Raw genomic sequence first — 26,264 nt, 5'->3', positions numbered from 1 at the left:
GGCGATTGGCGGAGGGACAGCGGCTGTGCGGGATGCCCGGCGGGGCGTGGAACGGTGGGGGTTCCACGCCCCGCCTGCGGTAGCTATTGCTTGACCAGCGTATTGACGTTGACGTGGGGCCACACGATCAGCCCGCTGCCGTCCGGGCTGCACCCGCTGCCGCACTTGATGAACTCCAGGTTTGTCTGCTGCGAATACTGCAGCTGGTCGAACGTCTCGCCCGTTGCGTCGTTCTTCACCGTCTCGATCCAGAAGATGGCCTCGAAAGTCGTGGCGTTGGCGTTCTTCTGGATGAACGGGATGTTCACGATCCCGCCGCCGCCGCTGGGCGGCTGCGTCGAAACCGAGATCGTCAACGTGTTCAGAATGTCCTGGCCCTCGATCGCCGTGCGCAGCACGGCGTTGGCGTCCGCGGTGCTGAAGGGCGGCAGCCCCGGCACCTGGGGCAGCTCCGGGTGCAGGTACACGTCGGTGTAGCCAAGCCGCGGCGGGTCCGGGCTGCCCACGGGAAGGGTGTTGAGTTCGGCAATGGTCGGCGGCCCGTCGAACTGCTGCGAGTTGCCCAGCGCGAGCACCGAGTTGCCGTGCGGGATGGCGGCCTGGCGCACGATCGTCGGCGCATTCGGATCCTGCGGGTCCGGTGCGTAGAGCCACATCCCGTTCTCCAGGTGCAGCGGCTCGTTCGTCACCAGGTCGCTCACTTTCAGCGAGTACTCCAGGCCGTTGATGTTCAGGATTTCGGAGGCGCCGCGGTCGGGAACCATCACGCCCAGCGGGGTGAAGGTGATGGTCTCGTAGTACGGCCGGATGAGGAGTGTGAAACCTTCGGGCTTGCTGCGGGGGGTGGGCACGGCGATCAGGTTCCACCCCTGTCTGCCGGTCCAGGTGCCAACGAGGCGCGCGAGCGGACCGAGCTCCGGGACGATCTCGGCGGGGGCGAGGCGAACGAACTGCGGCAACTCGAGCGATCGTTGTTGTCCTTTGATCTGCATGAATGGGCTCCGTGGATGTTTGGGGGGCTGTAACAGAGTGTTGCAGAGACAGAGTAGGGTGCCGCCGGCCACGGTGTCAATCATTTTCTGTCGGATGGGGATCTTGCACGGGGCAGGCGGATCGCACGGACGCCCGCCAGGAATCGATGTCCTGACGGGCGTCGGTGCTCTACGCCTACCACCAGCGTACCCGCGGCACTGCTACTTGGCGACGATGACCTGCTGAGTCTGCGTGTCCACGATGGCGATGCTGCCGCCGAACACCTGCGGGATGATGCTGTTCCCCTCGGCGTCCCGGGCGAGCTCGTCCATCAGAACCACGTGCTGAACCCCTAGCTGCTGCGCCATGCTGGTGCGCCGCTCCAGGTCCATCTGGTAGTCCTTGCGGTCGTACTTCATGATGGAGCCGGTCGCGGCATCGATCCCCCACCCGAGAATGCTGGCCAGGTTCAGCACGCTGACGACGTTGAACTCCTGGCTCAGCTCGAACGTGCGGTCCTGGTAGCCGGCCATACGGAGGATGACGGTCTTGCCCGACAGGCTCCTCTTCACGGGAACGGTGATCGGCGTCTTGCCGACTTCGATCCCGTCGATCAGCACCGTCGCGCCGGCCGGATTGGAGTTGAAGTTGATCGTGTCCTTGGTGCCGGTGAACAGCGTGGCGCAGGCATTCAGCGCCAGGGCCGTAAGGGGGACGAGGGCCAACATCATCTTCTTTCGCATGAACCATCTCCTGGAGCGGGGGTGGCGTCGCGTGACGAACCGGTGGGTTCAGGCAAGCGAGCGCCGTGAACGGCGGAGCGTGGACCGCCCCGACAAGGCGAGCGTCGATGTACGCTTCGCGGGTATAGGGCCCCAAACAGGGGGCGCGTACTGGATCGTGGGTCGTGGGTCGTGGGTCGGGGAAGAGCGGTTTTCGGGAGCTACGAGGACCAAGCGGGCGGCAAACTATCGTCCCTGGGCCGCGTTGTCGAGTGGGTGTCCTGAACAGCCCACGACCGGCCGGAAAGGACGGCGCCGATCATCGGGGGGGTGGTGAGCTCCGCCGGCCGGGCACCGTCGCGATGGGTCCGGCGGAGAAGCCCGGTTCAGGAGGATGGTTCGGCCCAGGGCCACGCGGGGGGCTTGGCGAGGCCGATGAAGATGACCACGCCGTCGCCGCCCGGGTTGCCCGTGTCGGTCGGAAAGTTCGTGCGAAAGCGCGGCTTCCAGTTGTTGACCACCCACACGTTCCCCGCCTGGTCGATCTGGCAGCTGGTGGCACGCATCAGCGGGCTGTAGCACTCCGTGCCGTCCTTGTAGACCGGATCGCCATTGTGCAGCAGCACGGGCTGCCCGGCGCTGGGGAGCGTGTAGCCGGTGGGGGGAGAGATGGCGTCGCCCGCGTTCAGCCCCGCGGGGCGCGTGGCGGGGTTGGCGCCCGCCAGCCGGGTGAGCCCGGCGTACGTGTAGTCGCTCTCCAGCCCCAGCGCGCCAAAGTTGCCCACCCATACGTGGTCGTCCCCGTCCACGCACAGGCCCCACGGCGCGTCCATCCCGCCGACGCCCGTGTACGCGCCGACCACTTCGCCCTCCGGGTTCAGCTGGTACACCCTGCTGTCCGCGCCCGAGGCGAGCCACGCGTTCCCCAGCGAATCCGTCGCGATCACCTTGCACCCGGCGCCCACCGTGACGGCGTCGAGCGTCTGCGTCAGCGCGCCGTCCTCCAGGCGGTAGCGCGTAACGCTCCCGTCGCCCACCTTCGGCCACCCCAGGCCGCCGCTGTTGGAAACCCACGCGTCCCCGTCCGGGCTAAAGGCGATGCCGAACGGCTCGTCGCCGCTGGGCAGCGAAACCGCCTTCTCCGGGTCGCCACCGGGAAACACCACCACGTCGCCGCTCCCGAAGCTGGCCATCCAGATGTTCCCCTCCGCGTCCGCCACGGTGGCCTGCGGGCGGTCCAGGCCCCCGCCGCCGTAGCCCGCGTCGCCCGACAGCGGCGTGCCATCGGGGCCAAAGGCAGACACGGTGCCATTCACCGGGTACTGCGTGTCGGGATCGCCCCAGCCGAAGTTGCCCACCCACACGTTGCCGTTCGGGGCGATGGTGATGCCCCAGCCGGGCCCGATCAGTCCGCCGCCGGACACGGGCGACTTCGGAGTGCCGTCCCGGCCGTCCGCCGGCGTTCCGTCCGGCTTGAGCACGACGACGAAGTTTCCCGAGTTGGGCGTGCCCTGCACCACGTTGTTGGCGATCCAGGCGTAGCCGTTCCGGTCGAATGCCATGTTGGCCGGCCCGCCGAACATGTACTGGTCATCCCCCGAATCGTTCACCTTTACGGCCAGCGTCCAGGCGTTCGGCGCGCTGAACAGCGGCGGCGAGTACACCGTGGGCACCCCCTGCGACTGGTTGAACAGGGGGCCTGCGTTGTTGGCGGGATGCTGGGCGATACTCGCCAGCGCCTGGAAGGTGTTGCCGGGCCGGGCGCCGCCGGCGGGCGTGGCGAGCTCCATCAGCCGGTCTTCCGCGCCGGGCACGCCGCGCACGCACCCCGCCAACAGGTTGGCCAGCGAGCGAGTGGAGCGCAGCGCATTGGTCTGGTCGGCATTGGGCGGAGACAGCAGCACCTGCGACGACGCCCCCGTCCGTGGATCGACCAGGTTCTCGTTCATCATCGCGGCGATGCGCAGCCCGAACGCGCTTCCCGCGATGGCGGCCCCGTCCGTGAACTGCGCCATGCTGAACGCCGCGGCCACGGTGGTGAGTTCGTTGATCACGGCCTCGTCCCCGATCCGCGGCCCCACGATGGTCGCCAGGACGGCCCCCTCGCGGACCGCCGTCGCGTAGAAGATGCTCTCCGTCTCGTCCTCCGCGAGCGGGATGGAGAAGCTGCCGTCCTCACTCGTCGTGGCGCTCCCGAGGCGGGTGGGGGCGGCCGGGGTGGCGCGGTACAGCGTGACGGTGTAGCCCGGCAGGGGCGCGACGGGCCCCGTGCCGCCCGACTGGACGGTGCCCGCGAAATTCTGATTGGCCATGGGGGGGTGGCTCCGGGAAGTGAATGCAGGAGGAAATCAAGCCGGCCTGCTCAACGATCGTCGCGAATGAATGGGGTCGCGCCAAATGTAGGGCAAGCGCCATCGCGCGCAGCCGACGCGATTCGGTGGATTTCGCGCGGAACAGCCGGGAGCGCCGACGGGGCGAGATGGTCCCCGATCCATGCGCGACGCGCACCGCATCGAGGGCGCGCGGGCGACTACGTGCCGCTGTGCACCGGCGCTGGCCAGGTGCTCGCCGACATCCCCAACCGCAGCGCTACTGCCGTGGAACTGCTCGTTTTGTACGCGCCGTGGCGATAAACATACGGCACACCGATTGCCTGCGTGGCCTGCTCCACGGTCGGGGAGGAGTACACACAGGGAGGTATCCATGCGCGCCAGGTCCACGCTCGCCGCCGTCGCCGCTCTCGCTATCACGGGCTGCGACGGCTCACCCACCGGCAACGTCGGGTCGGAGCCCACCGGCCCGGTAGACCCCATGACCGCGATGGCGGCCAGCACCAGCTGCTCCGGCCGCTGCTCGTTCGTGCTGAACGTCTCCGGGGCGGGGCAGCCCGAGGTGTTCCGCGTAACGGAAGACGCGCGCGTGCAGGGACGCCGCGACGCGGCGGGCGCCCCCTCGGTGTTCACCTGGAGCAAGAGCGGCGGTACGAAGACCACCACCCTGGGCGAACCCGCGCCGGGGGCGGGCGGCATCGCGCTGAACAGGAACGGCTGGGGGCAGAGCGTTGGGCACTCCGAGTATCGCGCCGTGGCGTGGGAGCCGGACGGCACGGGCGTGTACCTTCGCGGGCCCAACCAGGTGCAGGTCATCGGCGTGGCGACGCACATCAACGAGAACTCGGTGATCGTGGGCACCGGATATCTGCCGGGCGACAACTCCGACCTTCCGCGGGCGTTCCGCTGGCACTACCAAGACGGATTCCAGTACCTGCTCCCCGCGAACACCCGCGGTGAAGCGTTCGACATGAACAGCTCCGGCGCGGTCGTCGGCTCGCTGGGCAAACACTTTCGGGGGGCGTCGTCCGACTGGTTCCTGTGGACACCCGCGAACGGCTTTCAGGACATGGGCGGGGGCCGGGGACTCGCCATCAGCGACAACGGCCACATCGCCGGGTACGACGGCGGAGGGGTGAACTTCCTGCGGACGCCCCAGGGCGAGACGCTTGCGCTGCCCGGCGGTTACCTGGCCAAGGACGTGAACGACTGGGGTGAAGTGGTCCTGGTGGGCAACGGCATCTCCGCCGGGACCGACGGTACCTGCGGGTCCGCGGTGTGGTACCGCGAGTACGGCCTGCAGAAGCTGCGGTCGCCCGTTCCCGATGCTCCGCTCTGCTTCCCCGTTTCCATCAACTCGTGGGGTGACGTGGTCGGCACGGTGGCCAGGGAGATCGTGCAGGAGGGCCAGCCCAAGATCTTCCAGCACGCGGCGGTGGTGGTGTGGACCTGGAAGAACAACGCGTACCGCTTCGTTGCGCAGTAGCGGCAGGCGTTCCCGCGGGAACGCAAACCGCCGCCGAGCCCCGGCTCGGCGGCGGTTTGCGTCTGCGGGGCTCTCCTCCCGTTCCCCATACGGTACGTGTGCCCGAAGGATAGCGTCCGCACGGCGGGATTCCGGCATGCCAGGCCCGCCGATCCGCGCGATTCAGGGCGCCGCGGCCGAGAAGTCGGCTGCCTGATATGCCACGCGGCCCCCGACGAGGGTCAGCACGCTCACGGTATGGGGGAGCATCTCGGCGGGAACCGTGAAGATGTCCTGGGAGAGGACGGCAAGGTCGGCGAGCATTCCCGGCACGAGCCTGCCCTTGTCGCGTTCGGCGAATTCCGCGTACGCCGAGCCCAGCGTGTACATGGTCACGGCCTGCTCGCGCGAGAGCGCCTCCCGGGCGTCGGACGGCGACGTGGCGACCATCAGGTTGTGGAAGGGGCTCGCCACCCCGTCCGATCCGTAGGCCAGCGGAATGCCGGCCGCGCGCCACGTTGCCAGCGGCGCGCCCGCCCGTGGCTGGGCGATGATGATCCCCAGCCGCCGGGCGCGGTCCACCTGCGTACCCACGATCCCGCGCCCGTGCTCGATGCGCACCCGCCGCACCCGCCACGCCGAAGCCGGCGCGAGCGCCTCCATCTGCGCCAGCACCAGCTTTGTCGCGCTGTCGCCCACCACGTGCAGGTGAAGCTGCGGCGCGCCCGGCCGCAGCCCTTCGGCAAGGATGGAGCGCACGGTATCCAGCGGAAAGTTCAGGCGGCCGTACCACCCGGGGCGGCCCGGATACGGCGTGCGCCTCAGCGCCAGCTCTTCGTTGGGCGTGCCGTCGATCACCCACTTCCGCCCGGATACCGTGACTCTCGGCGCCGGGTGCGGATCGGCCGCGTCCCACTCCCGCTCCAGGCGAGCGCGAGCCGAGGGAATGGGCCAGCGGATGAGCCGCACCCGGATGGGGAGTGCCGCCGCGCGGAACACCCGCACCGTCTGGGCGGCCTCGGCGTTGCTCGCCATGTTCTGCACGGAGGTTACGCCCATCCGCAGCGACTCGTCGGCGAAGCGGCGCAGGCTGAACACCAGCGCGGTGTCGGGGAGAAACGAGTACAGCCGGCGGAGCGCGCCGTACTCGGCGTACTCGTCCATGCGCCCGGTGAGCCGCCCCGCGGCATCGCGCTCGTACCACCCGCCCGGCGGATCGGGCGCGTCGTCCGCGATTCCCAGCGTGCGCAGCGCGGTGCTGCTCGCCACGGCGCCGTGCCCCCACCACGTCCACAGCAGCACCGGGTGATGCGGCGCCGCCGAATCCAGCGCGGCGCGGCGCGCGGCCGGGTCGTTCAGCATCCCCAGGCCGATGGTGGTCTGGATCCACGTTCCCGGCGGAGTTCGGGCGGCGAGCGCTCGGATAGAGTCGAGCACCGGCCCGAGCTCGGGATTCGGCGTGGGCGAGGGGCCGGTGCGGAACGCGCCGGGCAGCGCCACGTCGGGCACGTGCTCGTGCGCGTCGTTGATGCCGGGGATGACCACGCGTCCGCCCAGGGCGATGCGGCGCGTGGCCGGGCTGGCGAGCCGCTCCACCTGCTCGTTGGTGCCCACCGCCACGATGCGCTCGCCGCGGATGGCGAGCGCTTGGGCCCACGGGCGCGCGGAATCCGCCGTGAAGACCTTCCCTCCGGTCAGAATGAAGTCCGGCGGCGCCGCACCGGACTGCGCCGTCGCGGGCATCGAAAGCGCGGCGGAGAGCGCTAGGCACGCTGTGATCCGGGAGAGGGTCAAGAGAGTCTCCGGTAGGGCCGGACGGGGTCTCGGTGCTGAGCCCCCGGATGAATGCGCGAAATCGTGCCTCAGGGCCGGAAGAGCGCCGCGTGCCCAAAGGCCTCGCCGGTGTCGCCGTGCGGCCAGCGCTCACGGCGGAAGCTCACGCCCAGGCTGCCGTCCGGTGACCGGAACGAGTCGTCCCACGACAGGCGCCCGGTGGCGGGATCCACCCGCGCCATCAGCATGCGCTCCTCACCGCTGGTCTCCGCGCCCACGATCAGCCGTTGCGAGCCCGGGTCCTTCGCCAGCCAGTGCGGCCGGAAGAGGGTATCCGCCACCAGGCGCGAAACCTCCACGGGGCGCGCGGGGTCCCGCACGTCCAGGGTCACGAGCATGTTCATCCGGCCCACCGGCATCACCCAGTAGGGGCCGACCACGACCGGAATGCCGCAGGCACCCCTGCGGTCGGCCGGCACGCCTGTGAGCTCGACCGTGTACACGTTCCGGAGCCGCGGCGCGTCCGTGCCGATGCCCGTCAGGTGGTACAGGCCGCACCCGAACGCGTTCAGCAGCACGCTCCCGTCCGGCATCGCGCGCGGCTCGAAGGGGAGCTCGTGCCCCTTCGGCAGCACGCTTCCGTCCTGTCGCCGGGCGGGGGGCACGGCCAGCGTGTGGAGCAGCGCGAGGTCCGAAAGCCGCCAGACCTGCACCACGTCGGCGCTGCTGTGCTCCATCATCCCGGCGCTGGTGGTGACCACCCGGTCCGATTCGGGGAGCACCGCAAAGGCGTAGGGGCGGATGGGCACAGTCCAGGCCGGGTCCGCCGCGCTGGCGGTGCGGAGCGGGCGGCCCTCCGGGTCGAGCTCCGCGATTCCGCCGTGCCCGCCCGGCATGGTGGTATCGCCCGGCTCCGGGCTGGGACCCTCGCTGCGCAGGTAGCCCACGAGCACGTTGCCGTTGGGCAGCCGGAAGAAGTCGTGCGGATAGCGCAGCGGCGCCGGCGGCGGCAGCGTGCGGGCCAGCCGCGGCCGCTCCGCCTCCCGGGTGTCGAAGAGCAGGATCTGCTCGTGGTGGTGCGCGTTGGCGAACAGCAGGCGGTCGGATCCAGGAAGCTCGTACTCCAGGTGGTGCGGCATGGAGCCCGTCAGCCCCACGGGCTCGGTGGCGATCACCTGCGCGTAGGTGGCGCTGCCGGGCTGAACGTCGACCACGGCCAGGAAGTCCTGGTGCTTCTCGTCGGCGTCGCCGGCCCACACGTACAGGTAGCGGGCGGGCGCCGATTCGGGGGCGGGCGGGCCTGCCGGCACGGCGTGGGCCGTACAGCCGGCCGCGCACAGCAGCAGGGTGAGCAGCTGTTTCATGCGAGTGGTTCCTGCTGCGGGAGGAAGGGACCGCCGGCGAGACAAGTAGTATACGGGTGTGGCACTCGCCTTACCACAATGGCGGCTGTCCGTCCGCTTCGCGACGACTCCGAGGTGGTGGCCAGCGGCGCGCGCTCCCAAGTCCCGGCGCGACATGGTACGCTGATCGGCCGATCCGTTACGCGCGGAAACCCCGTTCAGTTCGCCTGGTAAACAAAATTGTTCACCCGATCATCCATCCTGCTCCAGTCGGTTGCGGAGCCGGAACGCCAGATACTGGAGCCGCGTCGCCCGGCGCTCCAGTCCCGCGGCCAGTTGTTCCGCGCTTTGGGACGTAGGATTGCGATTACCAGATAGCCACGCTTCGATAGCCGCGCGGCTGATCTCCGCATCCCTCGCGAGCAGGGTGCGCGGCAGCTCGCTCTCACGGATGATCTCCTGAACCAGCTTCTGCAGCCTTTCCGATTCACCCACGCGTCACCCCTCCAACAAGCGGTACGGGAATCCGTTGACAAAATCGAGTAGGCGGATTACCATACAGAGACAAGGAAGGGCAGTCGCTCACCCGGCCAAGAGTTCGCGACTGCCCTCTATCTCCCAACCGCCGGATGGCTGATCGGGATGTCTACACGATAGGCATCCTCCGCCGGAGGCGCAAGCAATAAGGAGGATGCGATGAACACAACGGGAGCCTCACCCGCACGCCTGCTGGAGATGCTGTCGGATCGCTTTGGCGCTCTGGAAGCCGTCGCGTACTCCTCGATCAAGCTTTCCCGCTACGTCTCCGAATGCGAGATGTCGATGGATTTGCTGGTTGCTGAGGCCGTGCTGGAGTTTGCGGACGACCTGCGGGATGCTTGTGCGGCGACAGCGGATACGGTGCTAGCGGAAAATAATGCATCCTTGACTAACGCGCGCGTGGCGACTGAATCGCGAGAAGCACCACGCGCTCGCCGCAGGGCCGGCTAACCCTCGGGGTGGCCCTGCTCGGACGAAAGCTGCCTGCCATCCCGCAGGATCCGCATCCAGAGGTTAAACACGACACCGCCTTTGGCACCCTCGGAGCAATCGGTGGATTCAACTTGAACTCGGCGCGTCTCCTTCGCCAAGAACCTGAGTGATTTGATCGTAGGCTGAGTTCAGGGCTTCCAGTACCGCGTCGCCTTCTGCCCAGAATTCCCGCCGGGATGCTCCCCCATCCAGGAAGAGCATGTGCTTTCGAAGGCTACGCAAACGCTTCCCCGCATCATCAAGTATCCCTGAGACACCAGATGAATCATCTGTAATCATGCTGCGGAAATGCGCAACCTCATCCGCTGCCCGCGCGAGGATGTATTTGCCTTCGTCTATACTGTGCGGATGGCTGTCGCGTTCAGCTACCCATTCAGCTGTAAGCCTTCGCAGAAAGGCACCGAACTGCAGTTGAAATTCGCGAACCGCCGCACGTTGTTCAGCCAACGGATCAGCATTCGGCGACGGAGCAACGGAATGCTGTGGATCCGCCGCTTGTAGAAGGTCGATCATCGTCCCGGCAATGTGCCGCTGGAGTTGCTCCCGAAACTCACCCAAAGAATCGTATCGAGAATAGAGACCATCTCGTGCCAGACGCTCACGATAGCTGACCAATGCTCGATACTGATCCTGATCCAGACTTTCTGGTACCACGGGAGCAGATGAAAAGTACAGGAGCACTGGTTTACCAGCCGCACGAAACTGCTCGATTTCTTCAGCGGTACCGGATTCGGCTACCCCGGTTGGTGTGCCTAACCGCGTCCAAAAAGCTCCGATGAGCAGATCACAGCGTTCGACGAGTTGCTTGTTGATGATGCCCTGCGGCCGGTCTCCCATCGCCGGCCGGACATGCGTCTCCCACAAGACTGGTTCGATGACAGCGGCGCTCGCGACGGAATGCACAGCATTCCACGCTGCTATCACCTCAGGGATGATTCTTCTCTCGTCAACGCAGTCGCCCGGTGAAGCTACGAGCACTCGGAATATCAAGCCCTGCTGTGGCATGTGCTAGCGCTCCGGAATAGGATGGAGTATACGCCTTTAATCGACCCGTTGGGGCTGTGAGGTCACCCCGCCATCGCCAGCAACTCCGGCGTGGACACCGACCGGCGCTCGTCGCAGAAGTCGGCGATCTGGTGGCGGCAGCTGAAGCCGGGGGCGACGACCAGGTCGTCGGCCTTGGCGCCGCGGACGGCGGGGAAGAGCACGCGCTCGCCGCAGGCCTTGCTCACGTCGTAGGGGCCTTCCTCGTAGCCGAACGAGCCTGCCACTCCGCAGCATCCGCTGTCAGGGATCTCGAACTCCGGCCCTTCCACCCGGCTCAGCACTTGGCGCGTGGGCTCCATGCTGACCAGGCCCTGTGATGGCGCGCGCTCCGAGGGGCCGAGCCATGCTGGCGCCTACCTTGACGTTCGTGCCCAGACACGTCGGCCGATTGACTTGAACTTGCTTACTGCTAGCGCGCCACGTTCGTTTCGCGCTTTAGACCTGGTGCGAGCAATGCGGCTTCGATGGCGTCCCGATCCGCCTCGTAGATTTCCACGGCGTCGAGATCCTCGTCCATCAGAACCACCAAAACAGCATCCCACTCTTTCTCCAGTCGAATACTGCCGAGGCGCTGACTCGGGCTGGAGGCATCGGGTACACACCGGCCCTTGATCTGTAAGCGCCATTCACCGTCAGGTGTATGCAGGACTGCATCGTAACCTGGCTGTCGGGCAGTGGAGAGTTCTAGCCCGAGGAGCCGAGCCGCTTCGTACTCTGCTACCTCACCTGTGATACCGAGTGGTTTACCGGTGAGTTGGCGGAACTCTTCCGCGAGCTTCTTAGCCTCGGCTAGAAGCTCGAACACACGTTCGGAGGTGTTCGGCATCTGCATTTTAGTTGTGGGATCAGAGAAACTTTATGGCAAGTTTCCACCTGATCGGTCCTGCAACCATCTCAAGATACTGATAACGTACTTTGATTCCCGCGTGAGTGGGTTGAACGTCTTTCGTGGAATCTCGCGACGAAGATAGTCGTCCCACCTCTCGTACACGGCTTCGACGTCTGTACGCCTGACCGACTGAAGGGTAATCGCGCCTGGCGCATCGACCATGACCATGTTGGCGCTGATGCTGGCGATCTTGAACGGCTCGCCGATGACCCCGCTGTGGACAGTCCAATTCGGAATCGTTGTGCCGGGTTCCAAGTGGGCCTGTAGAGCGGCCCAAGTCTGGACGAATGCCATAGACTCTCCGAGTTCTCGTAATAGCACATCATACCCAGGCCGCCAGCAGTTCAGCCGTGTGCAGCGATCAATGGTTGTCGCACGAATCAGATCTGCTGGCAGTGTCTGACGCCTAAACTTGCGCGCTATCCGGAGCTATCTCCGCAGATCCTCAATGAACATCCGAACGTTGATGCGGGAAGCCCGCCCAACACTGTTGATGATCTGCCGCGCGACCTGATCGTCAAGCTCCCTGTTCCACTCAGCGAAGCTTTCGCGAGGGAACTCATCGCGGAAAACCTGCTCTACAGTACGCTCCGCATCCTCAAGCCGGTTGATCATGTTCGAATTGACCAAACAGGTTCCTATGATGGTGCTGCACGTCATGGCCAAGTCCCGGGTTGAGGTTTACGCGGATGGTTGCTGCTCAGGAAGCGCGCGACTCAGTTACCCCGCCATCGCCAGCAGCTCCGCCGTGTGCAGGCTCCGGCGGTTGTCGCAGAAGTCGGCGATCTGGTGGCGGCAGCTGAAGCCGGGGGCGACGACCAGGTCCTCGGCCGAGGCACCGCGGACGGCGGGAAAGAGCACGCGCTCGCCGCAGGCCTTGCTTACGTCGTAGTGGCCTTCCTCGTAGCCGAACGAGCCCGCCATCCCGCAGCATCCGCTGTCCAGGATCTCGAACTCCAGCCCCTCCACCCGGCTCAGCACCTGGCGCGTGGGCTCCATGCCGACCAGCGCCTTCTGGTGGCAGTGGCCGTGGACCACGGCGCGCGCGTCCAGCCGCCCCGGCTTCCAGTCCGGCAGGCTGGCCAGGAACTCCTCCAGCGTCACCGACGCCGCGGCCAGCGACTTGGTCCGCGGGTCGCGCACCAGGTCGGGAAGCTCGTCGCGCAGCGTAAGGATGCAGCTGGGCTCCACGCCCACGATCCACGCGCCGTTCTCCACCTCGGGCGCCAGCGTGTTCAGCAGCGTGGTCTGCAGGTCGCGCGCGTGGTCCAGCAGCCCCTTGCTCACCGCCGCGCGCCCGCAGCACACCTGCGTCTTCGGCAGCTGCACGTTGAAGCCGGCGCGCTCCAGCACCGTCACGGTGGCCTTCAGCGGCTCGGTGCCGAAGAAGCCGTTGAAGGTGTCGTCGAACAGGATCACCGTCGGGCGATCGGCCGTCGCGGGCTGCGGGCGGCGCTTGAACCAGCGGCGGAACGGCTCCGGCGCGAAGGTGGGCATGTCGCGGCGCGGATCGATGCTGCCCATCCGCTTGATCATCCCCGACAACATCTTGTTCCCGAAGTTGGCGAACCCTGGTGCGATGGATGCCGCGCGCGCCACGTCGTGGATGCGCCCGAAGAACTGCGCCTTGCGGTCCACCCCGTGCTCGCGGTGGTGCTGGGCCAGGAACTCGGCCTTGTAGCGCGCCATGTCGACGCCCACGGGGCACTCCGTCTTGCACGCCTTGCATTGCAGGCACAGGTCCAGCGACTCCAGCACCTCCTTGCTGCGCATTCCCGGCAGGCTGCCCGTCATCGCCTCGCGCAGCGCGTTCGCGCGGCCGCGCGTGCTGTGCTGCTCCTCCAGCGTCACCATGAACGACGGGCACATGGTCCCCGCGTCCAGCTTTCGGCAGACGCCCATGCCGTTGCACTTCTCCACCGCCACGGCGTAGTCGCCGTCCTCCGAGTAGTCGAACCACGTCTCCGGCGGATGCGCGCGATACGCCTCGCCGAAGCGCAGGTTCTCGCTCATCCGCTGCACGGGCGGCACGATCTTGCCCGGGTTCATGCGGCCTTCCGGGTCCCACGCGCGCTTCACCTGCCGGTGCAGCTCCATGATCTCCGGCCCGAACATGATCGGCAGGAACTCGCTGCGCGCCAGCCCGTCGCCGTGCTCGCCGGAAAGCGATCCGCCGAACTCCACCACCAGTTCCGCCACCTCGTGCGCGATGGACTGCATCCGTCCGACGTCCTCGCCGCGCTTGAGGTTCAGGTCTACGCGGATGTGAAGGCAGCCCTGCCCGGCGTGCCCGAAGAAGCCTAGCGTGGTGCCGTTGCGCGCGACGATCTCCTCGAACCGGCGCGTGTAGGCGCCCAGCTTCTCCGGCGCAATGCCGGTGTCCTCGACGAACTCCTGCGGCTTGATGTCGCGATGCGCGGTGGTTCGATACAGCAGCCCCGTCGCCGCTTGGCGCAGTGCCCACGCGGCAGTCTGCTCGCGCGCGGAAAGGTAGACGGCCGCCGCGGGACGGCCCGGCAGCCCCGGGGCGCGCCGCGCAAAGTCGTGCGCCAGCTCGGCCACCTCGTCCGCCGTCTCCCCGCTGAACTCGCAGAACAGCACGCCCAGCGCGTCTGGCGATGCCATCAACGCGGTGGAGCGGAAGTCCAGCAGCTCGCGCGCGCCCTGCATCACCCGCGAATCCACGATTTCCAGTGCGGAAAGGCCGGCCTCGTTCAGGATGTGCGGCGTGGCGTCGAAGGACGTGAACCGCTCGCGGAAGCTCAGCAGCACCAGCGCGCGATGCGGAGGCACGGGCACCAGCCCCAGCTCGGCCTCCACGACGGTGGCCAGCGTCCCCTCGGACCCGACGACCAGGTGCGCCAGGTTCAGCTCCGGCGCCTCGAGCATGGCGTCGAGGTTGTAGCCCGAAACGCGGCGCGGCACCTTGGGATAGCGCGAAAGGATGCGCTCGCGCTCCGGCTCCAGCAGCCCCAGGACCTTTCGCGCCAGCTCGCCCTCCACGCCCGCCATCCCCTCCACGCTGTCGCGCCCCACCGGCCCGAAGTGCGCGCCGCCGCCGTCGTGAAGCACGCAGTCCAGCGAGTGCACGTGGTCGCCCGTCTTCCCGTAGACGAGAGACCGCGCGCCGCACGAGTTGTTGCCGATCATCCCGCCCAGGCAGCACTGGCGGATGGTGGCCGGGTCCGGCCCAAAGGTCAGCCCGTGCGGCGCCGCGGCGCGGTTCAGCCGATCCAGCCGCACGCCCGGCTGCACGCGCGCGCGCCGGCGGTCGGGGTCGATCTCGATCACGCGGTTCATGAACTTGCCGAAATCCAGCACCAGCGCGGGACCCACGGTCTGCCCCGCCAGCGCCGTCCCGCCACCGCGCGGAAGCACAGGAACGCGGTTCTCCGCCGCCAGCCGCACCGCGTTCTGCACGTCCTGCGCGTCGCGGGGCACCACGACGCCCACGGGGAGGATCTGGTAGAGCGAGGCGTCAGTGCTGTAGAGCAGGCGCGACTTGGCGTCGAAGCGAACCTCGCCGCGGATGCGCTCCTTGAGGGCGCGCTCCAGGCGGGCTCCCTTTGCGTCGGGCTGAATGACGAGCATGTGCCGTGGTTGTCGAGTTCCGTGCGGGCGAAGGCGGGATGGCACCCCGCCGCTGCGCCGGGCGTTTGGAAGAAGATACGATGCCGCGCCTGCTGCGGCACGCACCGGGCCAGCGGGACGGTAGCGAGCGATCTCGATAGAAGCGGCGCGCCCGCCGAGCACAGTGCTCGGCGGGCGCGATGGGTGGCGCTCAGGTTTCAGGGCTTGGGGTCGCCGCCACCGCCCCTCGTATCGCTCTCGCTCTCGCCCTCGCCGCCGCCGCCCTCTCCGCTGTCACCGCCTTCCTCTCCGCTCTCCCCGCCTTCCCCTTCCTCTACGCCCTCACCCTCCTGCCCGCCATCCTCCTCCGTGTCGCCGGATCTCTTCGCGTCCAGGCCCTTCTTGCCGGACCCATCCGCCTCGTCCGGCTCTTCCCCGCCCAGGTTCAGCCCGAAGCGCTTCTCTGCCCAGTGCCAGACGTTCTCACTGAAGACGGCGCCCACCAGACAGGTGAACAGCAGGGCGTAGGGGTTGGGCTCGGCCTCCTGCGTAAGCACCGACAGGCCGCCCATGATGCCCAGGAACACGACGATGGCGGCAGAGCCGCCCCGGATCACTACGCTGGGCAGGTTGAGCACCAGAGGCTGCGACGGCCTGTCCGGGGTTGCGGCATCGGCCTTGGCGGCGGCATCGGCCGCGGCTTCCTTGTGCGAGTCGGAGGGCGGCCGCTTCGCGTACTCCCGCTGCCAGCGCCGAATCCAGGCGGATTCCCGGCGCTCGCGCCGCGTTTGCTCCCGCACGAACGTGGACGCCGCCGCGCCCAGCAGGCCAAAACCCAGCATCCCCACGATGAGGGTGAGGGGCATGGAATCCGTCTTCAGCAGCCACCCGCTGACGTATTGGAACGGACCCAGCCCCTCGCCCCGTTCTGGAAGCGGGTCGCGGAGACGGGGCGTGCGCTCGTCGCCGACCGCGGCTTCGGCGCTCAACCGCAGGCCATGCCGGCGAACCGCCTGGAACTGCGCGGGATCCGGAGCATCGCTGGTCAGGTAGCCCGAAGCAGCCATGCTCCAGTTCCTCAGCCTGCGCTCCAGGCGAAGCACATCCACGCGAGAGTCGTCATAGTCGGCCCGCAGGTCCGACTGCACCTCCACGAACCATCGCTGCAGCCGGTGGAAGTACGTTCGCTGCTCGCGCAGCCGACGCGTGGTGTCGGTGTCCACGTAGGCGGCTGCGGCCAGGAGCCGGGCTTCGCTGCTCTCCCGGTTCAGGGTGGAGACCGTGGAATCGAGCTCGGCCGTTCGATCTCCCCATACCTGCCGCAGCTCATGCAGTTGAGCCTGCAGCGCCGTTTTGTGCTGCGCCGGAATGCGGGGATTGATGCGCGGGATCGCCGGGGCTCCGGTGGCAGAGTCGGGCTGAGCTACCGGAGCCGGGGCTCCGGTAGAAGAATCGCGTTGCGCCACCGGTTCCGCTGTCGTCGCGGGTTGATCCGCGCGGCCCTCACCGACCACCGTCTCCGTCTGCGCATTCTGAGGGCCCGCGCCGGTCGTCGTGGTTTGGGTTGCGGCGCCATCCTGCGCCCGATCGTCGCTCGCGATCCGTGGAGCCTCGTTCCTCCCGGTGTCGGCGGCGACATTGGCTCCCTTTCTGGTGAGAGTCCCGGGACTACGCCGCGCAGATTCGCCCGTCGGGCGGTTCCTGTTTTCGGCGGTGGCGCCGGTGGCGGCCGGAACGAGGGCTGGGTACAGGATGCGCTCCGCGAGCGCGAGCGGGTTGTCTAGATTTTGTGACCCCTCCCCGATCGCCAACTGCTGTTTCACCAGGTTCTGCGTGAGGGTAACGGACGAAAACGCGGTGGGAACGCTCCCCTTTTCGGGTCTCAGGTCAGGGATGGCGGCGATGGATGCAAGGCTGAGATACGCGCCGATGAACAGGATCAGGAAGAAGAGGAAATTCTGCCTGGCGACCTTGAAGTCTTTGTCCACCAGCAGGTCGCGCACGTCGAGGTCTTTGCCCTCCTTGCCCCGTGTGAAGATCGCGTTCAGTGCGTGGGTGGCCAGCGCCCAGAGCGCCAGAAAAAAGATTACGTAGCCGAACCCGATGGACAGAATTCCGGATGCGCGAAACGCGGAGGCGATCCCCCCGCCCGTGGCTTGCGCAAGCACCAGCAGGGTGTCACCGACGCAGCGCGCCCCCGCGGGATCGCAGACGTCTACCTGCGTGCGCCAGTGGGCGAGGAGGTGGCGGGGGAGGCGGTCGGTAAGGGCCACCAACAGGTTGAGCACCGCCCGAGCCAGGCGGTTGATGAGCGGCGTAAACAGCAGCGCGCTGATCGCCAGGCCCAGCAGCTTGATGCGCGCGCTGCCGGCCAGCACCGTGCCCCTGGTTCCGAACGAGCCGCCCACCGCACGAGCGGCGGCCCAGAGCCCGCGGAACACGGCCCACAGGACCAGGAGCGAAAGCGCGACGTACAGCACGGCCGCGACAAGCGTCCAATCGATGGATGTCATAAAACGGATGCAGGGGTGATGAACAGGAAGGAGGTACTGCGGAGCGGAACGAAAGAGTTTTCCGACACGTCCTATCTAAGGCGCAAGCGCGAGCGCCGCAACAGCCTTGTACGCGCGAAACAATCAGGGGACGACTGGCTGCTGGCCGAAACCGGGCGAGCAGATCGAAAAATGAAGGGAACGCTGTGTTTCGCTGAGGCGGGGGCGTGATGGGGGACTCTGAGCCGCAGGCAGTTTCCGAGCGGGGCGATGACAGCGATGCGCGCTAGAGAGCTGGCGGGTGCGTGCAGGTGAAGCCTCGCGGGGTTTGCGAGGCTTTCCGCGGTTGTTGCGGCGGATTCATCCGCTCCAGCGCTACGCCACGGGCACCCGCGGGGGTGCCATGGCGCGGTTGCGCGCCTTTTCCTGGTACATGGCCTGATCGGCGCGGTGGACGGCGGCGGGCAGATCTTCCAATCCTCCGAAGTCCGCCGCGCCCATGCTGGCTTCGATGCCCAGGCGCTCGTGCTGTCCCGCATCCAGCCCCTCGTTCGCCTCGCGAAGGGCCGCGCGGATTCGCGGCATCACGTCCTCCGCCCGCGCTGCGGGAAAGAGCACCAGGAACTCGTCGCCGCCCAGCCGGTACACGCGGTCCAGCGGGCGGACGGACTTCCGCAGCGTCTCCACGGTGCGCCGCAGCAGGTCATCGCCCGCGGCGTGGCCGTAGGTATCGTTGACGGACTTCAGGTTGTCCATGTCCATCACCAGCGCCGTCCCGAAGCGCGCGCCCACCGCCTCCAATCCCACGCCCTCGTCGTACGCCCGGCGGTTCAGCGCGCCGGTGAGTGGATCGTACAGCGACACGCGGCGCAGGTGATCGTGCGCCACCGCCAGCTGCGCGCGCGCGTCGTCGGCCTCGCGGCGGGCATCCTCCAGCAGCACCACCACCATCCCGAACCCCAGCAGCATCTGCGCGAGCAGATCGAAGTAGCTGTTGTACTGCAGCACGAAGTTCAGCGGCCGCGCAACTCCCAGAACGCCGTAAATCTTCACCATGGCCAGCGCGACGCCGTACAGGGCCCACAGCCCCGCGATGCTCCCGAACACCACGCCGATGGCCCTGCTGCCCAGCGTCGCGCGCGACCGGGGCAGGCGCAGGAAGAGAAGGGAGCACGCGCCGAACGCGGCGACCACCACGGGCGCCTGCATCAGCATCACGTAGTTCAGGTCCAGCCCGGGGATCAACGAGGTGACCAACGCGAACCCGAGCGCGGACGGGAGCGCCACCCGGCGGAACCGGAGCGGGTCCAGCCCCAGCAAGTAGTTGAGGGTTCCGCCGACGAGGTAGGCGATGAACAGCAGCTTGCCCACCTGGTAGATCACCCCGGCCGCACGCACGATGGGCGTGGGATCGCCCGTGGGCAGCACCGGCAGCAGGTACAGGATGCCGACGCCCGCAAGCGCGGTGACGAGTGCCGCCCAGCCGCGCGTCCAGTACGCGAAGTACGGCCGGCGCTGGTTGGCCCGCAGCAGCACGGAAAACAGCACCAGCATCAGCACGGCGCCGCCGGCCTGGGTCAGCAGGCCGACCGTGGAGATGAGTGCGCCGATGTCCTCGGGTGTCATGTCGGGCGGGAAACGCGGGGAGGGTGGAACGGGCCAGGGACGGGGAGTGCCCTGGCCGTCGGATGGGGGCGGAGCTACGAGCCCAGGCTGCGGCGGCCGGAGGCGAGCTTGGCGGCTTCGCGTGAAAGGCGCTCGCGGCGCTTGGCATCGCTGGCCTTTTCGCCGGGGTAGCGCACGCTCACCTCCACGCCGCCCATCAGGCAGAAGCCGCCGATGCGCAGGATGGGCGCGCTGCCGTCGCCCGGCGCCTCGGTGTGCCCCTTCTGCGTAAAGCCGCCCATGATGGCGACCCCGCTCATGTCCAGGTGCACGCCGGGCGGAATCACGATGTTCGCGCCGCCCATCATCGCCAGGATGTTGATTTCCGTCACCCCGGGCGCGAACCGCGCCTCGCGCAGGTCCAGCTCCACCCCGCCCATCAGCGCGATCACCGTCGTCATCCTGGCGGGCGACCAGGCGCCGTTGCGCTCGGCGCCGCCCATGATCCCCACGATGATCTGCGAGTCGGCGTTGTACGACCCCATCTCCGCGGGCGCGTACGCCGGCGACTGCGCGGTGGCCATGCTTGCCTGGGTGTGCAGCACGGGCAGGTCCGACACGAGCGAGCGAAGCTCTTCGAGCGAACCTGCGGCGTGCGCGCGGTCCAGCCGCTCCTCCAGCCCCGCGTCGGTCAGGTTGTCGACCGCGTAGTGCTGGCAGAGCTGCTGAATGGTCTGCTCGCGCGTCCGCTCCAGCGGTACGGGAACGGAACTGGGCTGGGACATGGACTCACTCACCTGCGAGGGGACGATCTGCACCGAGCGTCAAGCGACGCCCGGTACGCAACAACAAGATGGCGAACGAAACGCCGGACGGGAAGTTTCAGATGCGCCGGCCCCTGATCCTCATCCCCCGGCCCCTACCACGTCAGCACGATCTTCCCGAAACTCTCGTTGGCCTCCATCCGCGCCTGCGCCTTGGCCACCTGGTCGAAGCGGAAGACGGAATCCACCACCGGCTTGATGCGCCCGGCCGAGATCAGCGGGATTACCGCGTTGGAGAACTCGCGCGCCAGGGCGATCTTTTCCTCCAGCGGCCGGCTGCGGAGCACGGTGCCGAACAGGTGGATGCGCCGGCGCAGCAGCAGCCCCAGGTCCACCTCCACCTTGGAGCCGCCCGTCGTGCCGACGACCACCACGCGGCCGCGAAGGGCCACCACGCGCAGCGATGCCTCCAGCAGCTTGCCACCCACCAGGTCCAGCACCGCGTGCACGCCGCTGCCGTAGGTGGCCTGGTTCACCGCCTCGGCCAGGTCTTCGCGCGAGGTGTCGACGCCGGTCTCCAGCCCCAGCTCGGCCGCGCGCTTCAGCTTGGCCGCCGTACGCGACGTGCCGATGACGGTGGCCCCCGCCGCGCTGGCCAGCTGCACCGCCGCCGTCCCCACGCCGCTGCCGACGGCCAGGATCAGCACCCGCTCGCCGACGGTCAGGTCCAGCTGGCGGAAAAGGGAGTCGTACGCGGTCAGGAACGCTTCGGGGATGGCAGCGGCGTCTTCCCACTCCAGGTTCTGGGGAATGCGGATGCCCTCGCGCTCGTGCACCACCACGTATTCCGCGTGCCCGCCGCCGCCCACGATCCCCATCACCCGGTTGCCGACGGCCCAGAGCCCGGCGCCCTCGCCCACCGCATCCACCTCGCCGGCGTACTCCAGCCCCGGGATGTCGGCCGGGGCGCCGGGCGGGGCGGGGTAGGCGCCCCGCCGCTGCAGCAGGTCCGCCCGGTTGAGCGCCGAGGCGTGCACCTTTACGCGAATTTCTCCCGGCCCGGGCTGCGGAACCGGGCGATCCTGCATCTCCAGGACTTCCGGCCCGCCCGGCTTGGTGATGACGAGCGCCTTCATCAGCGAGCCCCGCCCGCGCGCTCGCGCAGGAACGCCTCGATGCCGCGGAGGTGCGCGTCGGCCAGGCGCTCCACGAACTCGGGATTGCGCAGCGCGGCTTCCTGCTCGGGGATGGGCATGAAGAGCGATTCCGTCAGCGCGGTGGGCATCCACGTGGGCCGGGCCAGCGCCAGGTTGCTCGATCGCGCGCCGATGTCGGGAATGCGCGTGACCGCCACGATCTCGCGGTCCAGCGCGCGGGCCAGCGCCGCCGAGAACGGGTGGAAGTAGTACACGCTGGTGCCGTGCGCCCGGAACGGGTTGGCCCCCTCGCCGAACGCGTTGTTGTGCACGGAGATGAGCATCTCGGCGTCGCGCTGGACGGCCAGCGCCACCCGCGCGCGCAGCTCCGGCCCGGACTGGGTGGAGCTGACCATCCCCTCGCGGTTCGTACGCGTCATGATGACCTCGGCGCCCGCGGCACGGAGCTTTTCCGCCAGCGGCAGCGCAATCGCCAGGTTCGCGTCGCCCTCATACAGGCCCGTGGGCCCGGTGGCGCCCGCGGGCGGGTGGCCGGGGTCGATCACGATCCGGCGTCCGCGCAGGGGATTGGCAGGGTCGATGGCGGGCGGCCGGCGCACGCGGACCACCAGCGTTCCATCACCCTCGTACCACGCCTTGTAACCCCAGGGCGCGCTCGCCAGCTGCAGCGCGTACTGCGTCGATGCTCCTGCCGCCGTGGTCGTGGCGCCCCGGTACCAAGCATCCGCCGGGGCCTCGCTGCGCGCCTGAGCGCTCGTCGCGCCGTAGACGGTGATCGTCGCCCCCGTCTCCGACGTCTCCACCAGGAACGGCCGCCCGCGCGCCGCCACCCTCACGTCCAGGTTCTGGCCGGAGCGAATGACGCGCGCGGCCTGGATCGGGGTGGCATCCGGCGGCGTGGCCGTCGTATCCGCCAGGCCGATGTTCTCCGCATCCACCCAGGCCTCGGTCGCGCCGTCGAGCTGCACGCGGTACTGGCTGCCGCGCCGCTCCAGCACGCTCAGCCGGGCGCCGCGCGGAAAGAACCAGCGGTAGGAGCCGGTCGGCGTCGGGCGGGCGTAGATGGCGTCGCTGCCGGTAGCCAGGGTGTCGGCGCCGCCGGTGACGGTGCCCAGCCGCGCGCGGCTGAACACCGCGTTCTGCGATGGCGTCGCGGGGGTGGCCGGGCTACCGCCGCCGGACGGTTGCGCGTAGGCGACCTGCTCGGTGTCTTCCTGCCCGTCGGCCATGGCGCGCAGACGCCACACGCCATCGCTCGGCATCGGCAGGTAGCCGATGAACGCGCCGTTGCGGGCCACGGGAACGGGCGTGCCGTTGATCAACAGCGCCACGCCGCCCCTGCCCACGGAGCCGTAGATGAAGGTGGAGTCCACCCGCGGCCGGCCCTGCGTGGGCGTGGGATGGATTACGCGGATGTTCAGCGCGCCGTTCGCCTCCGGGATCGGTGGCAGGGCCGGGCTGATCGGCTGATATTCAAGCGCGCGCGGCGCGGCGGGTCTCCCCGGCGTGGGGTCGGGCCTGGGATCAGGCGAGGGGCCGGTCGCCGGGGCACCGGGGGTGCAGGCGGCCAGCAGCGCGGCAAGCGCCAGGGGCGCGTAGATGCGATCCATCACGGCAGTACCAGGAACGGTTGTGAAACGCGGGGGAGCAGCCACTCCCCCGCGCGTTTCATCTCACCCGCCCTCTACTGCAATCTGCGGGCAACCCGATCTGGCGGGCGCTACTACGGGTTTATCTTCCCCCGAGCGTGGCGGCAAAGAAAACGAGGGTTCCCGCATGGATTCCGCGGCGAACGCGAAGATCGAGCGTAGCGTTTCCGGAGTAAGTTGAGGATAGGCCTTCAGGATCTCAGCCGAAGGCCATCCTGCCGCGAAGAGCCCCAGCAGGAACTCGACGCCCAGCCGGCTATTCCGAAGGACGGGCTTTCCCGCCAGGACAGCTGGATCCGAATGGATGTGCTCGCGCCAGTCCACGTTCGAGGCCGTCCTTCTTAGAAATGGAACCCGCCCTTGACGAACTGCGGCACGGCCACGATCACACCGAAGCGGATCAGGCGTCCGAGCGAGCCCAGGATGATGAACCAGGCCAGGTTCATCCGCGCCGCGCCAGCTGCCACGCTCATGATGTAGAACGGCGGGAGGCCCACGCTGGCGCTCGCGAACACGAGCGCGCCGCCCATCCGGGGATGCTGTTCCATGTGGCTGTTCACCTTTTCCATCGCCACCTTCCAGCGCGTACCCGGCAGCTTCAGCGCGCCCATCCCCATGTAGTACATCGCCGTTTTTCCCAGCATCTGCCCCGCGGTCGCCGCCACGATCAGCGGCACCACGAACGCGGACGGTGCCAGGGCCGAGGCGCCGAGCAGGTAGATTTCGATGTTCACCACCGGCACCAGCGCGCTGAGCAGCGCGACGCCGAACGTCGTCAGCCAGACCGTGAGCAGCGACATCCGCTAGCGCGCCGCCGCTGCCGCACGGACGCGAACCGTCCGCTCCAACTCGTCCCGGGACTGCAGCACCTTGCGGCGGATGTCCATCGGCAGGCCGGGGTTCTCGGCCAGGAAGCGGTCGATGATGGCCAGCGCCTCGGGGCTGTCCTGCCCGCCGACGAAGGCGCTGATCCAGCGTGGAAGGAAGAAGATGCGCCGGTTGTCGCGAACCCATTCCAGCCGGTCCAGCGAGGGACGCAGGTACTTGAGCGTGAGCTCGGAATGCAGTGGCGTGTTGAACGGTCCCGTGGCCGCCGTCACCCACTCCTCGTTCAGCCGCGGATCGTCCAGGAACCGCGCGAAGTACCCGGCCTTGGCATCCGCCGTGGGGATGCCCGCTGCGGCGATGAACGCGCGGCGCGGGCTTTCCGGCGTGGTGTCGCGCGCGGCCTCGGCGTCGATCAGCGCCTGCGGCCCGGGCGCTCCCAGCGCGATCAGGCGCTCGACCATGGACCAGCGCGTCGGCTGCTTGATTGCCGCGCCCTCGAACGTACGGGTCTCCCCCAGGAACTCCAGCAGCAGCCCGCGCCCGAAGGCGGTCCGCGCCGTGCCGGCCAGCATGTCCAGACTGGCCTTGCGTGCGCCATAGGTCAGCGAGGCATCTTCGGAGCGCGCGAGCAGCAGCCGCTCCCAACCGCCCATCAGTGGTGCGGCGCGATCCTCCAGCAGGTAGGACGAAAGCGCTGTCCAGGCGCGGCCCATGTTCAGCCCGGCGATCTGCTCGTCGCGCTCGCGCGGCAGCTCGCGCATGGCCGTCCGGGCGAACGCCGCCGGGTCCATCCGCCCCTCGCGCACCTCGTCCCACAACGCGCCCCACAGCATGGCGCGGCGCAGCCCGTCCTCCTCCCGCCCGATGTTTTCCGCCACGTACGCCGCGCTCGCGGAGTCCAGCAGGAACAGGCCGTAGCCGTAGTCGCCCTCGTTGCTCCACACGTAGTCGGGCGCGGGCAGCCCCTCGGCCGTCGCGACACGCGTCACCTCGCCGGTGAACGTCACCGGGATCGCCACGTCTTCCTCGTCGTGGTACGCCAGGCGCACGAGCACGCGGCCAGGCCACCATCCGCCCGGGTCGCCGGCCAGCTCGCGGGCGGGGCGCTGGTGCAGCGTCAGGCCAGTGATCCGCCCGTTCACGATCTCCATCCGCGGCTGCACCACCGGCATTCCGGCGCGCTGGATGTACTGCTCGCCGAATGCGTCCAGGCTGGTTCCCGACGTCGCCTCCAGCGCATCCAGCAGGTCCCGCCATGTCGCGTTGCCGTACGCGTGGCGGGTGAGGAAGCGCGTGAGCCCCGCCTGGAACGCCGAATCACCCACCAGAAAATTCAACTGCTTGATGATGGATGGCGCCTTGTTGTAGACGATGGGGCCGTAGTTGCTCTTCGCGAGGTCCAGGTTGGGCAGGTCCTGCCACACGGGCGTGGTGCCCGACGTCTGGTCCGTTCCGTAGGCCAGCGGCTTATTGCGCAGGTAGAACGTCTTCCACGCCTCGCTTTCCGGGTCCAGCTCGTCCTGCATCCGCGCGGCCATGTAGGTGCTGAACCCCTCCTTCAGCCACAGGTCGTCGAACCAGCGCATGGTCACCAGGTCGCCGAACCACTGGTGCGCCACCTCGTGGTAGATGGTGGACTTGCGCCCGATCTGCTGGCCCAGCGTGGGCGCCTCGCGGAAGATGAACTGGTTTTCGTTGTAGAAGATGGCGCCCACGTGCTCCATCCCGCCGAACGGAAAGGCGGGGGCGAGCAGCATGTCGAACTTGTCGAAGGGATACGGCACGCCGAAGTAGCGCTCCAGCCACGCTACGGCGCGCCGGTTCACGGCGATCAGCGTGTCGGCCTCCACCTCCGCGGCGCGGCTGGCCCGGGCGAACAGGCCCACGCCCCCCGTCGACTCCGGCCTCCACACTTTCCACGGCCCCGCCGCGAACGCCGCGAGGTAGGTGCTGATGGGATCCGTCTCCGCAAACGACCAGCGCCTGGCCTCCCCGACCGGCACCACACCCGTCGCCGCGCCGTTCGCCAGCACCTGCCACTCCGTGGGCGCGACGATGCCGACGGTGAAGCGGGCCTTGAGGTCCGGCTGATCGAAGCAGGGAAAGAGCTGGTTTGCGTCGGCCGGCACCAGCAGCGTGTACAGGTACGTGGAGCCGTCCGCATCGTCCTTGAAGCGGATGATGCTCGCACCCGACGCCGCGATCCGCGCCGTGAACTCGGCGGTGACGGTGTTCTCGCCCGCGCGCAGGTGCCGTGCCGGGATGCGCAGGTGCCCGTTCCTCCACTCCCGGTCCGCCACCGTCCGCCCGTTCGCCGTCACAGTCCCGAGGGACGGCCCCCGGAAGTCGATCACCAGGTCGCCCGCATCCGCGGCGCGGGTGAACGTGGCCGCAACTCGGCCGGACGCGGTGGAATCGCGCGTCACGTCCAGCTCCAGGCGATAGCGCACGTCGCGCAGCGTGGCCGCGCGGTGCCGCGCCAGCGCGGCGGACACGCCCGGGCTCATCATCTCGCCCACAGGCGGCGCGGCGGCCTGCGCCGCGAGCGGGGGCACGGCGGACAGCATCGCGACAGCGAGAAGGAGACAGGCACTTCGAGAGATCATCGTCAGTCCAACGTTGAGTC

At 68.4% G+C, this 26,264-nt stretch carries 22 protein-coding genes; 3 read left to right on the top strand and 19 right to left on the bottom strand.

The annotated features are described in order from the left end of the window. Positions 1–83 precede the first annotated feature (83 nt). The 3 genes from VF632_RS27115 to VF632_RS27105 all read right to left on the bottom strand — a co-directional run bounded on the left by VF632_RS27115 (position 84) and on the right by VF632_RS27105 (position 4,006). Complete coding sequence (locus tag VF632_RS27115) at positions 84–1,076, bottom strand: heme-binding protein (RefSeq protein ID WP_331026092.1); 993 nt, start codon at positions 1,074–1,076, stop codon at positions 84–86. Between the two features lie 117 nt (positions 1,077–1,193). Beyond that, positions 1,194–1,715 (bottom strand): PEGA domain-containing protein, encoded by a 522-nt coding sequence (locus VF632_RS27110; protein WP_331026091.1) that lies wholly within the window; start codon positions 1,713–1,715, stop codon positions 1,194–1,196. A 365-nt stretch (positions 1,716–2,080) separates the two neighbouring features. Then, the gene (locus VF632_RS27105; protein ID WP_331026090.1) at positions 2,081–4,006 is read right to left on the bottom strand and encodes a hypothetical protein; all 1,926 of its coding nucleotides are present in this window, start codon (positions 4,004–4,006) and stop codon (positions 2,081–2,083) included. A gap of 391 nt (positions 4,007–4,397) precedes the next feature. Between VF632_RS27105 and VF632_RS27100 the strand changes: the two genes are divergently transcribed. Continuing rightward, positions 4,398–5,510: a hypothetical protein gene (locus VF632_RS27100; RefSeq protein ID WP_331026089.1), complete on the top strand. Its 1,113-nt coding sequence runs from the start codon at positions 4,398–4,400 to the stop codon at positions 5,508–5,510. Between the two features lie 162 nt (positions 5,511–5,672). Here the strand turns inward: VF632_RS27100 and VF632_RS27095 are convergent, their stop codons facing one another. From VF632_RS27095 to VF632_RS27085, 3 genes are all read right to left on the bottom strand, one after another. Then, positions 5,673–7,232, bottom strand: coding sequence for an amidohydrolase (locus VF632_RS27095; RefSeq protein WP_331026088.1), 1,560 nt, complete (start codon positions 7,230–7,232; stop codon positions 5,673–5,675). A 119-nt stretch (positions 7,233–7,351) separates the two neighbouring features. Then, a complete protein-coding gene (locus tag VF632_RS27090; RefSeq protein ID WP_331026087.1) occupies positions 7,352–8,626 on the bottom strand; it encodes a hypothetical protein in 1,275 nt (424 codons plus the stop codon). A gap of 231 nt (positions 8,627–8,857) precedes the next feature. Further along, entirely contained in the window at positions 8,858–9,100 is a 243-nt protein-coding gene (locus VF632_RS27085; protein WP_331026086.1) for a hypothetical protein, read from the bottom strand. A gap of 201 nt (positions 9,101–9,301) precedes the next feature. Here VF632_RS27085 and VF632_RS27080 point away from each other — a divergent pair, with 201 nt between their 5' ends. Beyond that, on the top strand, positions 9,302–9,595 hold the full coding sequence (locus VF632_RS27080; RefSeq protein ID WP_331026085.1) for a hypothetical protein: 294 nt from the start codon (positions 9,302–9,304) through the stop codon (positions 9,593–9,595). Between the two features lie 108 nt (positions 9,596–9,703). On the opposite strand, the gene VF632_RS27075 is transcribed toward VF632_RS27080, so the two are convergent. The 6 genes from VF632_RS27075 to VF632_RS27050 all read right to left on the bottom strand — a co-directional run bounded on the left by VF632_RS27075 (position 9,704) and on the right by VF632_RS27050 (position 17,623). Further along, positions 9,704–10,642, bottom strand: coding sequence for a hypothetical protein (locus VF632_RS27075; RefSeq protein WP_331026084.1), 939 nt, complete (start codon positions 10,640–10,642; stop codon positions 9,704–9,706). Between the two features lie 62 nt (positions 10,643–10,704). After that, on the bottom strand, positions 10,705–10,983 hold the full coding sequence (locus tag VF632_RS27070; protein ID WP_331026083.1) for a hypothetical protein: 279 nt from the start codon (positions 10,981–10,983) through the stop codon (positions 10,705–10,707). Between the two features lie 110 nt (positions 10,984–11,093). Next, positions 11,094–11,516: a DUF6998 domain-containing protein gene (locus VF632_RS27065; protein ID WP_331026082.1), complete on the bottom strand. Its 423-nt coding sequence runs from the start codon at positions 11,514–11,516 to the stop codon at positions 11,094–11,096. 486 nt (positions 11,517–12,002) lie between these two features. After that, the gene (locus VF632_RS27060) at positions 12,003–12,233 is read right to left on the bottom strand and encodes a hypothetical protein (RefSeq protein WP_331026081.1); all 231 of its coding nucleotides are present in this window, start codon (positions 12,231–12,233) and stop codon (positions 12,003–12,005) included. Between the two features lie 60 nt (positions 12,234–12,293). After that, entirely contained in the window at positions 12,294–15,164 is a 2,871-nt protein-coding gene (locus tag VF632_RS27055; RefSeq protein WP_331026080.1) for an FAD-binding and (Fe-S)-binding domain-containing protein, read from the bottom strand. A gap of 197 nt (positions 15,165–15,361) precedes the next feature. Beyond that, positions 15,362–17,623, bottom strand: coding sequence for a hypothetical protein (locus VF632_RS27050; RefSeq protein ID WP_331026079.1), 2,262 nt, complete (start codon positions 17,621–17,623; stop codon positions 15,362–15,364). A 51-nt stretch (positions 17,624–17,674) separates the two neighbouring features. Here VF632_RS27050 and VF632_RS27045 point away from each other — a divergent pair, with 51 nt between their 5' ends. Beyond that, complete coding sequence (locus VF632_RS27045) at positions 17,675–17,866, top strand: hypothetical protein (RefSeq protein WP_331026078.1); 192 nt, start codon at positions 17,675–17,677, stop codon at positions 17,864–17,866. Between the two features lie 144 nt (positions 17,867–18,010). Here VF632_RS27045 and VF632_RS27040 read toward each other — a convergent pair whose 3' ends face one another. The 7 genes from VF632_RS27040 to VF632_RS27015 all read right to left on the bottom strand — a co-directional run bounded on the left by VF632_RS27040 (position 18,011) and on the right by VF632_RS27015 (position 26,244). Next, a complete protein-coding gene (locus tag VF632_RS27040; protein WP_331026077.1) occupies positions 18,011–19,261 on the bottom strand; it encodes a GGDEF domain-containing protein in 1,251 nt (416 codons plus the stop codon). A 74-nt stretch (positions 19,262–19,335) separates the two neighbouring features. Then, positions 19,336–20,025: a DUF1707 SHOCT-like domain-containing protein gene (locus VF632_RS27035; protein WP_331026076.1), complete on the bottom strand. Its 690-nt coding sequence runs from the start codon at positions 20,023–20,025 to the stop codon at positions 19,336–19,338. A 134-nt stretch (positions 20,026–20,159) separates the two neighbouring features. Continuing rightward, on the bottom strand, positions 20,160–21,140 hold the full coding sequence (locus VF632_RS27030; protein ID WP_331026075.1) for an NAD(P)H-quinone oxidoreductase: 981 nt from the start codon (positions 21,138–21,140) through the stop codon (positions 20,160–20,162). After that, entirely contained in the window at positions 21,140–22,771 is a 1,632-nt protein-coding gene (locus VF632_RS27025) for an N-acetylmuramoyl-L-alanine amidase (RefSeq protein ID WP_331026266.1), read from the bottom strand. The genes VF632_RS27030 and VF632_RS27025 overlap by 1 nt, the downstream gene beginning before the upstream one ends. A 63-nt stretch (positions 22,772–22,834) precedes the next feature. Next, on the bottom strand, positions 22,835–23,134 hold the full coding sequence (locus tag VF632_RS28150; RefSeq protein WP_349264039.1) for a DUF433 domain-containing protein: 300 nt from the start codon (positions 23,132–23,134) through the stop codon (positions 22,835–22,837). Between the two features lie 17 nt (positions 23,135–23,151). Continuing rightward, the gene (locus tag VF632_RS27020; protein ID WP_331026074.1) at positions 23,152–23,610 is read right to left on the bottom strand and encodes a hypothetical protein; all 459 of its coding nucleotides are present in this window, start codon (positions 23,608–23,610) and stop codon (positions 23,152–23,154) included. A gap of 3 nt (positions 23,611–23,613) precedes the next feature. Then, the gene (locus tag VF632_RS27015; RefSeq protein WP_331026073.1) at positions 23,614–26,244 is read right to left on the bottom strand and encodes a M1 family aminopeptidase; all 2,631 of its coding nucleotides are present in this window, start codon (positions 26,242–26,244) and stop codon (positions 23,614–23,616) included. Positions 26,245–26,264: the final 20 nt, after the last annotated feature.

Origin of the sequence: Longimicrobium sp. (assembly GCF_036388275.1) — a bacterium.
In the GTDB taxonomy this organism is placed as follows: Bacteria; Gemmatimonadota; Gemmatimonadetes; order Longimicrobiales; family Longimicrobiaceae; genus Longimicrobium.
This window is presented reverse-complemented; position numbering and strand designations above follow the sequence as displayed.